8 protein-coding genes and 1 pseudogene are annotated in these 13,542 nt (G+C 37.8%); 8 read left to right on the plus strand and 1 reads right to left on the minus strand.

The features are described from left to right. The first annotated feature begins 200 nt into the window (after positions 1-200). The 7 genes from B4W83_RS13440 to pheT all read left to right on the plus strand — a co-directional run bounded on the left by B4W83_RS13440 (position 201) and on the right by pheT (position 12,036). Positions 201-2,984: a TOTE conflict system archaeo-eukaryotic primase domain-containing protein gene (locus tag B4W83_RS13440; protein WP_000268100.1), complete on the plus strand. Its 2,784-nt coding sequence runs from the start codon at positions 201-203 to the stop codon at positions 2,982-2,984. Positions 2,985-3,283: 299 nt separating this feature from the next. After that, a complete protein-coding gene (gene licT / locus B4W83_RS07200) occupies positions 3,284-4,123 on the plus strand; it encodes a BglG family transcription antiterminator LicT (protein WP_000584530.1) in 840 nt (279 codons plus the stop codon). A 17-nt stretch (positions 4,124-4,140) separates the two neighbouring features. Next, positions 4,141-5,979, plus strand: a complete 1,839-nt coding sequence (locus B4W83_RS07205; protein WP_000120573.1) for a beta-glucoside-specific PTS transporter subunit IIABC — start codon at positions 4,141-4,143, stop codon at positions 5,977-5,979. A gap of 12 nt (positions 5,980-5,991) precedes the next feature. After that, entirely contained in the window at positions 5,992-7,407 is a 1,416-nt protein-coding gene (locus B4W83_RS07210; protein WP_000151847.1) for a glycoside hydrolase family 1 protein, read from the plus strand. 591 nt (positions 7,408-7,998) lie between these two features. Next, a complete protein-coding gene (gene pheS / locus B4W83_RS07215) occupies positions 7,999-9,045 on the plus strand; it encodes a phenylalanine--tRNA ligase subunit alpha (RefSeq protein ID WP_001818763.1) in 1,047 nt (348 codons plus the stop codon). Continuing rightward, positions 9,045-9,554, plus strand: coding sequence for a GNAT family N-acetyltransferase (locus tag B4W83_RS07220; protein WP_000619957.1), 510 nt, complete (start codon positions 9,045-9,047; stop codon positions 9,552-9,554). The genes pheS and B4W83_RS07220 overlap by 1 nt, the downstream gene beginning before the upstream one ends. A 76-nt stretch (positions 9,555-9,630) precedes the next feature. Continuing rightward, entirely contained in the window at positions 9,631-12,036 is a 2,406-nt protein-coding gene (gene pheT / locus B4W83_RS07225; protein ID WP_000961530.1) for a phenylalanine--tRNA ligase subunit beta, read from the plus strand. A 67-nt stretch (positions 12,037-12,103) separates the two neighbouring features. Here pheT and B4W83_RS07230 read toward each other — a convergent pair whose 3' ends face one another. Next, entirely contained in the window at positions 12,104-13,105 is a 1,002-nt protein-coding gene (locus B4W83_RS07230; protein ID WP_000590359.1) for an endonuclease/exonuclease/phosphatase family protein, read from the minus strand. Between the two features lie 155 nt (positions 13,106-13,260). On the opposite strand from B4W83_RS07230, the pseudogene B4W83_RS07235 reads away from it, so the two are divergent. Next, a pseudogene (locus tag B4W83_RS07235) lies at positions 13,261-13,542 on the plus strand (helix-turn-helix domain-containing protein); the annotation flags it as partial.

Below are 13,542 nucleotides of genomic sequence, written 5' to 3' on the forward strand. Positions count from 1 at the left end.
TCAAAGTTTTAGGTCACTTGATAATATGCGTTTTTTGAATTTTATAGACTGCTCGTTTAAACTCTATTTACCTCGTACATTCCGGAGCGAGACGGAATATTAGCCACATACAAAATGAGTACTATTAGGATTTTATTTTCGTGTACAATTTCAGCTATTCTTGTTATAATCAGCCTATAGGAATCAAGGAGGTGATTGTTATGGCTGTTTTTGTGTCTTTGGATGGAATTGTGGTAGAAGTACTTGATGTCTTTTCTTCTTTTAATGGGGATAGTGAGTTTTTCTTGTGTAAACGTCTTAAAGACAAGAGTCAGTTTGTTATGGAACGCTCTCGGTTCGAGGAGATGTTCCAACTTCAAAGTAGTCACTTGACGACGCAAGAAAAATTACAATTGTTTACCTCCGTGTTTGCTGGCCGTTTTGATGTTTATGCTAAGAGTTTTATCAATGATCAAGGGAAAATTCAGTATTTTCCATCCTATGATTATGGTTGGAAGCAGTTGTCACCTGAAAAACGGAGTTTCCAGACATTGACGGATTCCGTTTTGAAATCTCATTTTCGTGGGGAGACAGCTATCGGTATCTTTCCTATGCACTTAGATGATAGCTGTTATTTTTTGGTACTTGATTTGGATGAAGGAGATTGGAAAGAAGCTGGTTTAACCATTCGAAGAATAGCCAGGGAACGCCAGATGGAAGCCCATTTAGAGATTTCTCGTTCGGGTCACGGACTCCATATTTGGTTCTTCTTTGAGGAAGCGATTCCGAGTCGAGAGGCTCGCTTGTTTGGAAAGAAACTGTTAGAACTGGCAATGCAGGAAAGTATGCAACTGTCCTTTGATTCTTTTGATCGCATGTTTCCAAATCAGGATGTTCTTCCTAAAGGTGGATTTGGTAATTTGATTGCCCTTCCTTTTCAAGGAGAAGCTTATCATCAAGGGCGAACGGTCTTTGTGGATGAACAGTTTCAGCCTTATGAAGACCAATGGAGGTATCTACAAGAAATTCAGAGGGTTTCAACTGCTAAAGTGGCACTGTTAATCCAAGAGGAGTTAGGTAAGGAAGAATTGGATAAGGAGTTGAAGGTCGTCTTATCCAATATGATCCAACTTGAAAAATCGTCTGTGACACCCAAGACACTGTTTTTCTTGAAAAATATGGCTTCATTTTCTAATCCCGAATTTTATTTAAAGCAGGCTATGCGACAGCCAACCTATCAAATTCCTGAGCGAATGTATTTATTTGGAGAATCCGATCATTATTTATGGCTGCCAAGAGGTTTGCTGTATCCATTGCAAGATAAATTTAATACTCTTCGAAAATCTCTTCAAACCACGTCAGCTTCGCCTTGCCGTACTCAAGTACTGCCTACGGCTAGCTTCCTAGTTTGCTCTTTGATTTTCATTGAGTATGAGCAGGGATCTGTGGAAGATAGGAGAAAGGTACAAAGGTCTATTAGAGTGGAATTTAAGGGAGAACTCACTTTTGAGCAAGAGTTAGCCCTGTCAGATATGACTTCTAAAGAAAATGGTTTACTTCATGCGGAGACCGGTTTTGGAAAGACCGTTTTAGGTGCTGCTCTTATCTCTGAACGGAAAACAAAAACAATTATCCTAGTTCATAATAGGCAACTCTTAGACCAGTGGCTGGATCGCCTAAAGTGTTTTTTGACTTTCGAAGAGGAAGAAGCTACCCGTTATACGCCATCAGGTCGTGAAAGGGTAATAGGCTATGTCGGGCAGTACGGTGGGACTAAGAAATGGTTGAGTGGACTGGTTGATGTCGTTATGATCCAATCTCTATTTAAGTTGGAAAATAGTCAAAGTCTTTTGGATGAGTATGAGATGATGATTGTGGATGAGTGTCATCATGTCTCTGCCTTGATGTTTGAAAAAGTTGTTGCTCAGTTTAGAGGGAAGTATCTTTACGGTTTGACGGCTACGCCTGAGCGTAAGAATGGTCATGAGCCTATTGTTTTTCAGAGAATTGGTGAGATACTCCATACTGCTGATAAGAGGGAAACGGATTTTAAACGGCAATTGCAATTAAGATTCACTTCTTTTGGTCATTTGGAGATTGAAAAGACCAAAGCAAGTAATTTTATACAGCTTAGTGATTGGATTGCTACTGACTCAGTGAGGAATCAGTTGATTATCAAGGATATTCTAGACCAAGTGGCAGAAGGGCGGAATATCTTGGTTCTAGTCAATCGAATTCAACAGATAGATGTCTTTGAAAAGTTATTGAAAGAGAAAGAGGTTGATGACTGTTATATTATTAGCGGAAAAACCAAAGTCCGAGATAGAACAAGTTTAATGGAGACGTTAGAACAGTTAGATAAAGGGTTTGTTTTATTGTCTACTGGAAAATACATTGGCGAAGGTTTTGACTTGCCTCAGCTAGACACGCTTATATTGGCAGCACCCTTTTCTTGGAAAAATAATTTAATTCAGTATGCAGGTCGGATTCATAGAAACTACAAGGATAAGTCTTTGGTGCGGATTTTCGATTATGTGGATATTCATGTTCCTTATTTAGAAAAGATGTTTCAGAAACGACAAGTAGCTTATCGAAAGATGGATTATCGTGTCATCGAGGGTGAGGAGAAACAATTCGTTTATGTTGATAGTAGATATGAGAAGGTGTTGAGAGAGGACTTGGCAGGGGAAAGACAGGAATGTCTGCTTATTTTACCTTATGTGCACCAGACAAAACTGATGAATTTTCTAAAAGAATTTAGGATTAGTCAAATTGAGATATGTATACCAGAGACGGTTGCAAATAAAGCATGGCTAGACCAGTTGAAGAGCCAGAAAATTAAAGTATCTTTTACTCAATCAAAAATAGTCACGCCTATTCTTTTGGTAAACAAGACCATTGTTTGGTATGGCGCAATGCCATTATTAGGGAAGGTAGATGAAATGACCATATTACGTTTGGAATCAGCTAGTATAGCTTCTGAACTAGTGGCAGGTTTACGATAGAGAAAACTTTTAAAAATTTCTATGTATGATTTTCATTTCTTTAGTGAGGCTGTTGACATTTTCACATTCGAATCACACAAAATAAAAAAATTTCTACAAGTACTTGACAAATAGATTGAAATATCATAAAATAAAAACGGTTACAGAGTTATTAATTATTTAAGCTTCATGTCACCATTAAAAATTGAAATAAAAGGATGTTATCACTAATACAAGTGAGCAGGAACCTATTTAATCACATCAGAAGAAGTTTCTTGATGTTTTTAAGTAGGTTCCTTTTATTTTAAAAGGGAAATTTTATGATCATAAAACGAATACTAAACCACAATGCCGTAATTGCGCAAAGTAAAAAAGATATCGATATTCTTCTTTTTGGAAGGGGAATAGCTTTTGGAAGAAAAATTGGAGATAAAGTAAATCCAATTGATATTGAGAAAAGTTTTTTTCTCAAAAATAGAGATAATATGACCCGTTTTACAGAGATGTTTATTAACGTTCCTTTGGAGTTGGTGTACATTACCGAAAAAATAATTAACCTAGGTAAAATAACATTGGGTAATAATTTTGATGAAATTATCTATATTAATTTAACGGATCATATTTCTTCGAGCATAGAACGTTATAAAGAAGGGATTATTATTTCGAATCCCCTACGCTGGGAAATCTCGAAATATTATAAAGAAGAATTTGAGCTTGGGAAAAGGGCTTTACAAATAATAAAAAAAGAGTTAGGTATTGAACTTCCAATTGACGAAGCTGCATTCATAGCGCTACATTTTGTTAATGCTAATTTAGAAAATAATTTTCAAGAGTCGTATAAAATCACTGAAATAATTATGGGAATTGAGAAAATCATTCAAGATTTCTATTGTACTGAGTTTAACCAAGATTCTATTGATTATTATAGATTCATAACTCATATAAAATTATTTGCCCATCGCTTGGTTGAAAATACAACTTATTGTGACGATGATGATGAAGACTTGTTAGCATTAATGAAAAATAAATATCCTAGAGAATATGAATGTGGTGAACAGGTGGCAATGTTTATACAAACTGAGTACAATTATTTGCTGACTTCTAGTGAATTAGTTTATTTGATGGCTCATATTCGTCGTTTAACAAAAAATTTAGATTAATAGAATAGGAGAATACCATGAGTTATAAAGATACAGTACAAAAAATCCTCGATGTAATTGGAGGCGAAAAAAATGTCAATAGAGTTACCCATTGTGTAACACGTTTAAGATTAGAATTAAAAGATGAAAATTTAGTCAATGATGATGATGTGAAGAAGATACCAGGTGTAATAGGTATTATGAAAAAGAATGGGCAATATCAAATTATACTTGGTAATGATGTAGCCAATTATTATAAAGAATTCATTAAACTTGGCAATTTTGAAACAGATTCAGTTGATCAAGGGCACAAAGGGAATATTTTAGAAAGAATCATTGAATATATCGCTGGTTCCATGACTCCAATCATTCCAGCAATGTTAGGGGGAGGTATGCTGAAAGTCTTGGTAATTATTTTACCAATGCTTGGTATATTGCAATCAGATTCTCAGACTATTGCTTTTTTGACATTTTTTGGGGATGCTCCATATTATTTCTTACCGCTGTTATTAGCTTATTCTGCATCACAAAAATTAAAAGTAACATCTACATTAGCTATGTCTGTAGCAGGTGTACTTCTCCATCCAAATTTTGTTCAAATGGTGCAATCAGGGAATCCTCTTAGTTTATTTGGTGTACCTGTGACACCAGCTAGTTATGGTTCGTCAGTCGTTCCAATTCTTATTATGGTTTGGTTGATGAAATATATTGAAAAAATGATTGCTAAATTAACACCAGCTGTTACTAAGAGTTTTTTGCAACCTACGCTAGTATTATTAGTATCAAGCTGTATTGCCTTAGTTGTAGTCGGACCTATTGGAGTAATTGTTGGTGAAGGATTATCAAATCTAGTTGGGCAAATGTATGGTGTAGCTGGATGGCTTACATTAGCTATTCTTGGCGCTATTATGCCATTTATTGTTATGACTGGAATGCATTGGGCTTTTGCACCTATTTTTTTGGCGGCATCTATTGCTACTCCAGACGTATTAATTCTTCCAGCAATGTTAGGGTCAAACTTAGCTCAAGGGGCTGCTTCGATGGCTGTTGCATTAAAGAGTAAAAATAATAATACAAAACAAATTGCTTTTGCAGCAGGTTTCTCAGCCTTACTTGCAGGGATTACCGAACCTGCATTATATGGTGTGACTTTAAAATATAAAAAACCGCTTTATGCAGCTATGATTGGTGGTGGATTAGCGGGATTATTTGCAGGTCTTACTAGTGTTAAAGCATATCTATTTGCTGTCCCAGCTTTGATAGCGTTGCCTCAATTTATTTATTCTGATGTGCCATCAAATATTGTAAATGCTTTAATTGTGGCAGTCATTTCGGTTGTTATTACCTTTGTCTTGGCTTATATATTTGGAATCGATGAAGAAGAGAGTTCTAGCCATTTAGAAGTTGAAGTTGGAGTTTCAAATAAAAAAATGATATTTTCTCCTATATCAGGAGAAATCATTCCGTTAAGCGATGTCCAGGATAAAACATTTTCAGATAAACTAATTGGAGACGGAGTAGCGATTATCCCAAGTGAGGGTAAGGTTTATGCACCATTTGATGGGAAAATTACAAATATTTTTCCGACTAAGCACGCAATTGGATTGAAGAGTGATGAGGGTGTTGAGTTACTAATTCATATTGGATTAGATACTGTTGAGCTAAAAGGTCAAGGTTTTATTAGTCATGTAGAAGAAGGAGACAGAGTTTTCAAAAATCAGTTGATTTTTGAAATGGACTTAAATTTAATCAAGACTAAAGGCTACGAAACAGTTACACCAGTAATTGTAACGAATACCAACGATTTTCTAGATGTATTAGTATTACCTAATAATCAGACAATCGAGCATTCTAAGGAATTACTGGTAATATTATAATGGAGGAAAGTTATGACCATTTTTCCAGATGATTTTCTTTGGGGTGGAGCTGTTGCAGCTAATCAAGTAGAGGGAGCATATAATGAAGATGGTAAGGGCTTATCAGTTCAGGATGTGTTACCCAAAGGTGGATTAGGAGAAGCAACAGAAAATCCTACAGAAGATAACTTAAAATTATTAGGTATTGATTTTTATCATAAATATAAGGAAGATATATCCTTGTTTTCTGAAATGGGCTTTAATGTTTTTCGCACTTCTATTGCATGGAGTAGAATTTTTCCAAAAGGAGATGAGGAAGAACCTAACGAAGCTGGTTTGAAATATTATGATGAATTGTTTGATGAACTACATGCTCACGAGATAGAACCACTTGTAACTCTTTCACACTATGAGACTCCATTATATTTAGCAAGAAAATATCATGGATGGATTGATAGGAGAATGATTCATTTTTATGAAAAATTTGCTCGAACAGTTTTAGAAAGGTATAAAGATAAAGTTAAATATTGGCTTACATTTAACGAAGTAAACTCTGTTTTGGAATTACCGTTTACTAGTGGAGGAATAGATATACCTAAGGAGAATCTTTCGAAACAAGAATTATATCAAGCTATACATCATGAGTTAGTCGCTTCGAGTTTGGTTACAAAAATTGCTCGAGAGATTCATTCAGAGTTTAAGGTGGGATGTATGGTATTAGCTATGCCAGCTTATCCAATGACTCCAAATCCAAAAGATGTATGGGCGACTCATGAGTATGAGAATCTAAATTATCTATTTTCAGATGTGCATGTTAGAGGTTATTATCCGAATTATGCAAAAAGATATTTTAAGGAACATGACATTAACATAGAGTTTGCAGCTGAAGATGCAGAGTTATTAAAAAATTATACCGTAGATTTTTTATCCTTTAGCTATTACATGAGTGTGACTCAATCTGCTCTTCCAACACAGTATAATTCAGGACAAGGGAATATTATTGGTGGTTTAGTAAATCCTTATTTAGAGTCTTCTGAGTGGGGATGGCAAATTGATCCAATTGGACTACGTATAATTTTAAATAGATATTATGACCGTTATCAAATCCCATTATTTATAGTAGAAAACGGATTAGGTGCTAAAGATCAACTAATAAAAGATGAATTTAATAACTTAACAGTCCAAGATGATTATAGAATTCAGTATATGAAAGAACATTTATTGCAAGTAGCTGAAGCTCTACAAGATGGTGTGGAAATTATGGGCTATACGTCTTGGGGATGTATTGACTGCGTTTCTATGTCCACTGCACAGCTTTCTAAGAGGTACGGTCTCATTTATGTTGATCGAAACGATGATGGAAGTGGTACATTCAATCGATATAAGAAAATGTCCTTTACTTGGTATAAAGGAGTGATTGAATCAAATGGAGAATCCTTATTCAAATAGTTTGTTTATTGATGATTAGATATTATCACGGTTAAGGCAGCATCTCATTAAATATGAAATAAAGAGGTTTGGAAGACATCAAATTCTAAACCTCTTTATTTTATAGGGGGATTAATTAATTTAATTTTGTTACAGAGAGCCGATTATAAATAGTTAACTTAGGATAGATTGGTTATATATAGTAGACTGAATCTAAAATAGTACGAAACAATTGCTAAAACGTTTATAGAAATTAATTTTACTTTCCCAATCGATTTGTTTTCATCTTATTTCAATCCGCTATAAAGTTAGATAAGAATAAGCTAACAAGCAGAAGTAAGATAGGTCTTGCAAGAATGGTAAAAATCTGATAAACTAAGTAGTAATTGAATAGGAATCTGAAAGACTAGTAGCCCAAGGGAAGTATATCAGGGAGGAGAGCCGTGACTGCAAGCTCTCTATATGAAAGCTGGGTGAATTCACTTGCGCATGGATTTAGAAATGAAGGTCTGACTTGTCAGATGAAAACGGATGGTACCGCGTGTCAACGCTCCGAGTGGAGTTTTTGGCATGTGGTTTTCTTTTTATCTACGAGAGACTGATGGAGGAAATATGTCAACTATTGAAGAACAATTAAAAGCGCTTCGCGAAGAAACGCTGGCTAGCTTGAAGCAGATTACTGCTGGAAATGAAAAAGAGATGCAAGATTTGCGTGTCTCTGTCCTTGGTAAAAAGGGTTCGCTCACTGAAATCCTCAAAGGGATGAAAGATGTTTCTGCTGAGATGCGTCCAATCATTGGGAAACACGTCAATGAAGCTCGTGATGTCTTGACAGCTGCTTTTGAAGAAACAGCTAAGCTCTTGGAAGAAAAGAAAGTCGCGGCTCAACTGGCTAGCGAGAGTATCGATGTGACGCTTCCAGGTCGTCCAGTTGCGACTGGTCACCGTCACGTTTTGACACAAACCAGTGAAGAAATCGAAGATATCTTCATCGGTATGGGTTATCAAGTCGTGGATGGTTTTGAAGTGGAGCAAGACTACTATAACTTTGAACGTATGAACCTTCCAAAAGACCACCCAGCTCGTGATATGCAGGATACTTTCTATATCACTGAAGAAATCTTGCTCCGTACCCACACGTCTCCAGTTCAGGCGCGTGCTATGGATGCCCATGATTTTTCTAAAGGTCCTTTGAAGATGATCTCGCCAGGGCGTGTCTTCCGTCGCGATACGGACGATGCGACCCACAGTCATCAATTCCACCAAATTGAAGGCTTGGTTGTTGGGAAAAATATCTCTATGGCAGACCTTCAAGGAACCCTTCAGTTGATTGTCCAAAAAATGTTTGGTGAAGAGCGTCAAATTCGTTTGCGTCCATCTTACTTTCCATTCACAGAGCCATCTGTTGAGGTGGATGTTTCTTGCTTCAAATGTGGTGGAGAAGGCTGTAACGTATGTAAGAAAACAGGTTGGATCGAAATTATGGGGGCCGGTATGGTTCACCCACGTGTCCTTGAAATGAGTGGTATCGATGCGACTGTATACTCTGGCTTTGCCTTTGGTCTTGGACAAGAGCGTGTAGCTATGCTCCGTTATGGAATCAACGATATCCGTGGATTCTACCAAGGAGATGTCCGCTTCTCAGAACAGTTTAAATAATGATTAGAAAAGTAGAAATGGTAGATGTTGAGGTGTTGGCTAAAATTGCCAAACAAACCTTTCGTGAAACATTTGCTCATGATAATACGGAAGAGCAGTTACAGGAATACTTTGAAGAGGCTTATAGTCTGAGAGTTTTATCAACTGAGTTGGAAAATCCTGACTCCGAAACCTATTTCATTATGCATGAAGAGGAGATAGCTGGTTTTCTCAAAGTCAACTGGGGAAGTGCTCAAACTGAGAGAGAATTAGAGGACGCTTTTGAAATTCAACGCCTCTATGTGCTACAAAAATTCCAAGGATTTGGATTCGGTAAGCAACTGTTTGAATTTGCTCTTGAACTTGCTACAAAAAATAGTTTTTCGTGGGCTTGGTTAGGTGTTTGGGAGCATAATACAAAAGCTCAAGCGTTTTATAATCGATATGGTTTTGAAAAATTTAGCCAACATCATTTTATGGTTGGTCAAAAAGTAGATACGGATTGGTTACTGCGAAAGAAATTAAGGTAAGAAGAGGATTCTTCTATTGAAATGATAGGAAAGGAAAAGAACCAGTGTGGCAATGGTCATTCTGGAGAACTAAATTATGCTTGTATCTTATAAATGGTTAAAAGAATTGGTGGACATTGATGTGCCATCACAGGAGTTGGCTGAAAAAATGTCAACCACAGGGATCGAGGTAGAAGGTGTCGAATCACCGGCTGCTGGTCTCTCAAAAATTGTCGTCGGTGAGGTCTTGTCCTGCGAAGATGTGCCAGAAACTCACCTTCATGTTTGTCAGGTTAACGTTGGCGAAGAAGAAGCCCGTCAAATCGTCTGTGGTGCCCCAAATGTGCGTGCTGGTATCAAGGTTATGGTGGCTCTTCCAGGAGCTCGCATCGCTGACAACTACAAAATCAAAAAAGGAAAAATCCGTGGTTTAGAGTCACTTGGAATGATCTGTTCGCTTGGCGAATTGGGAATTTCTGACTCAGTTGTGCCTAAGGAATTCGCAGATGGCATCCAAATTTTGCCAGAAAATGCCGTTCCAGGTGAGGAAGTCTTCTCATACCTAGACTTGGATGATGAAATCATCGAACTGTCTATCACACCAAACCGTGCAGATGCCCTTTCTATGCGTGGAGTGGCTCACGAAGTGGCAGCTATCTATGACAAGGCAGTCAACTTTAAAGAATTTACTCTTTCAGAAACTGACCAAGCTGCAGCAGATGTTCTTTCTGTGGGCATTGATACAGACAAGGCGCCTTACTATGCAGCTCGTATCTTGGATAATGTGACGATTGCACCAAGTCCACAATGGTTGCAAAACCTTCTCATGAACGAAGGAATCCGTCCTATTAACAACGTAGTGGACGTGACAAACTACATCCTGCTCTACTTTGGTCAACCTATGCATGCCTTTGACTTGGATACCTTTGAAGGGACTGACATCCGTGTGCGTGAAGCGCGTGCTGGTGAAAAATTAGTGACTTTAGATGGTGAAGAACGTGACTTAGAGGTGAATGACTTAGTTATCACTGTCGCAGACAAACCAGTAGCCCTTGCAGGTGTCATGGGCGGTCAAGCAACAGAAATTTCTGAGAAATCTAGTCGTGTCGTCCTTGAAGCTGCAGTCTTCAACGGAAAATCTATCCGCAAGACTAGTGGTCGTCTTAACCTTCGTTCTGAGTCATCTTCTCGCTTTGAAAAAGGTATCAATGTGGCAACTGTTAACGAAGCCCTTGATGCGGCGGCTAGCATGATTGCAGAACTTGCAGGTGCGACGGTGCGTAAAGGTATCGTTTCAGCGGGTGAACTTGATACCTCTGATGTGGAAGTTTCTTCTACCCTTGCTGACGTCAACCGTGTCCTCGGAACTGAGCTTTCATACGCTGATGTAGAAGATGTCTTCCGTCGTCTTGGCTTTGGTCTTTCTGGAAATGCAGACAGCTTTACAGTCAGCGTCCCACGTCGTCGCTGGGATATCACTATCGAGGCAGACCTCTTTGAAGAAATCGCTCGTATCTATGGCTATGATCGCTTGCCAACCAGCCTTCCAAAAGACGATGGTACAGCTGGTGAATTGACTGCAACTCAAAAACTTCGCCGTCAAGTTCGTACCATTGCTGAAGGAGCAGGTTTGACAGAAATCATCACCTATGCTCTAACAACTCCTGAAAAAGCAGTTGAGTTTACGGCTCAACCAAGTAACCTTACTGAACTCATGTGGCCAATGACAGTGGACCGTTCTGTCCTCCGTCAAAATATGATTTCTGGTATCCTAGATACAGTTGCTTACAACGTGGCTCGTAAGAACAAAAACTTGGCTCTTTACGAGATTGGAAAAGTCTTTGAACAGATAGGCAATCCAAAAGAAGAACTTCCAAATGAGATCAACAGCTTTGCTTTTGCCTTGACAGGCTTAGTTGCTGAAAAAGATTTCCAAACAGCAGCAGTTCCAGTTGATTTCTTCTATGCTAAGGGAATCCTTGAAGCCCTATTTACTCGTTTGGGACTCCAAGTAACCTATATAGCAACATCTGAAATCGCTAGCCTTCATCCAGGTCGTACAGCCGTGATTTCACTCGGTGACCAAGTTCTTGGTTTCCTTGGCCAAGTGCATCCAGTCACTGCCAAGGCTTACGATATTCCAGAAACGTATGTAGCTGAGCTTAACCTTTCAGCCATCGAAGGGGCGCTCCAACCTGCTGTTCCATTTGTGGAAATCACGAAATTCCCAGCAGTCAGCCGTGACGTTGCCCTTCTCCTCAAGGCAGAAGTAACTCACCAAGAAGTTGTAGATGCTATCCAAGCTGCCGGCGTGAAACGTTTGACAGATATCAAACTCTTTGACGTCTTCTCAGGTGAGAAATTGGGACTTGGTATGAAGTCCATGGCTTATAGCTTGACCTTCCAAAATCCAGAAGATAGCTTAACGGACGAAGAAGTCGCACGATATATGGAAAAAATCCAAGCGTCGCTCGAAGAAAAAGTGAATGCAGAAGTGCGTTAAACGATAGTAGGATATAAATTCCCCCTCTAGTTTATGAACACTAGAGGGGTGATTTTATATAAAATAATTAAAATGTGATTTCTGTAAAAATACATCTATGATCAGAGTTTTGAAAACTTACAATGTCTAAATCTTTAACATAGTAGTGGTTTTTAGGCAATAAAATATGATCTATCGTTGCATTAAAAAGTTTTGGACTTTGGCTATTCCAAGTTCCTCTTTCAAAAGGTGGCAGTGCATTTAATGCGTCCCTATGAGAGCTTATTTTTGCAAGTGCTCCATGACGCATAGTTGCATTAAAATCACCTGCAATAATAGCCTTTGGATATTTTGAAGCCAATTGATTATGAATGATGTTTAAGTCTTGCTTCCAGATTTCCATTAAACCTGGCAGAGGAGGAGCAGTATGCAAAGCAATGATATCTGGTATATCTTGTTTTCTCGAATGTAATACAATTGTCCCGAACCGTGTTGTATGAAAAGTTTCAGCTTTTGTATAGAAATCGTAACTTTTCTTGACAATCACAGTCACAGGAGCTATTCCACTGTCAGTAGGTGGAGAAGTAAAAATATCATAGTTGGCCATAGAAAGTCCAACTTGATGAAACAATAGTTTGATTCTCTGGTTTTCTTGCTTACCTCTGATATTGGTAGCTAGTTCAGGGAATATAGCCATATCGGCATCAAAATGGCTAAAAATTCGCTCAATATGTTGTGCTTCTATTTGATTAGCGACGTTCCAAGTTACTAATTTTAAGGTTTTAGTCTTATTTGATACGGAAGAAAGGGTTTTATCTGTTCCGAATAATAGTAATATGAACGATAGTAAGAGCAAGATGCTAGAATAAAACCGTATTTGTTTATTTTTCTTGTAAAAAGATAGGGAAAAAAATACGAAACTTAAAATAGAAACCATAGTTGCAGTAGCTAAGGGGAAGGCATAAATCTGTGCCAAGATAGGTCTGGTAGATAGCCAAATATTAAGATTAGAAGATGGAAAAAAAGAATAAGCTATGATAGGGATAGCAAAGAGAATGACAGAAAAGGCAGAGAGAAATATTTTAATCATTGTATGAGTACCTCGATTTGCAATGGTTGCTCGGAGCTAATGTGACTTTGTGACTTTACTCGATTGATATTCTTTTTATTGTCTTCCTTATAGATTAAGTACAACCCAAGTAAAAAAAGTCCAATTTAAGATTGAAATGATTAAAAGTCACGGAGATGCAAGACAATTATACTACAAAAGGCAAACATTTGACAATCGATAGTCGTCGCTTAATCGAACGATGGAAAAAAAGAAGGAAAATCAAATAGAGAAATTGCCTCTCTACTTGGAAAAGCTCCTCAAACTATCCACACTGAAATTAAGCGTAGGACAGTCCGAAAATGTCTTGGAAAAGGGTGCTTCAAAGAGATTTATTCTGCCGACTATGCTCAACAGTCTTATGAAAATAATCGCAAGCACTCGGTCAAGAGATCAAGCTTGACCAAGGAACTAAAGGA

This window comes from Streptococcus pseudopneumoniae ATCC BAA-960 = CCUG 49455, assembly GCF_002087075.1.
In the GTDB taxonomy this organism is placed as follows: Bacteria; Bacillota; Bacilli; order Lactobacillales; family Streptococcaceae; genus Streptococcus; species Streptococcus pseudopneumoniae.

What these genes read in the sequence shown, in the direction of transcription:
- B4W83_RS13440 (WP_000268100.1), top strand. Translation starts at nt 201, where the DNA reads ATGGCTGTTTTTGTGTCTTTGGATGGAATTGTGGTAGAAGTACTTGAT.
- licT (WP_000584530.1), top strand. Translation starts at nt 3,284, where the DNA reads ATGATCATAAAACGAATACTAAACCACAATGCCGTAATTGCGCAAAGT.
- B4W83_RS07205 (WP_000120573.1), top strand. Translation starts at nt 4,141, where the DNA reads ATGAGTTATAAAGATACAGTACAAAAAATCCTCGATGTAATTGGAGGC.
- B4W83_RS07210 (WP_000151847.1), top strand. Translation starts at nt 5,992, where the DNA reads ATGACCATTTTTCCAGATGATTTTCTTTGGGGTGGAGCTGTTGCAGCT.
- pheS (WP_001818763.1), top strand. Translation starts at nt 7,999, where the DNA reads ATGTCAACTATTGAAGAACAATTAAAAGCGCTTCGCGAAGAAACGCTG.
- B4W83_RS07220 (WP_000619957.1), top strand. Translation starts at nt 9,045, where the DNA reads ATGATTAGAAAAGTAGAAATGGTAGATGTTGAGGTGTTGGCTAAAATT.
- pheT (WP_000961530.1), top strand. Translation starts at nt 9,631, where the DNA reads ATGCTTGTATCTTATAAATGGTTAAAAGAATTGGTGGACATTGATGTG.
- B4W83_RS07230 (WP_000590359.1), bottom strand. Translation starts at nt 13,105, where the DNA reads ATGATTAAAATATTTCTCTCTGCCTTTTCTGTCATTCTCTTTGCTATC.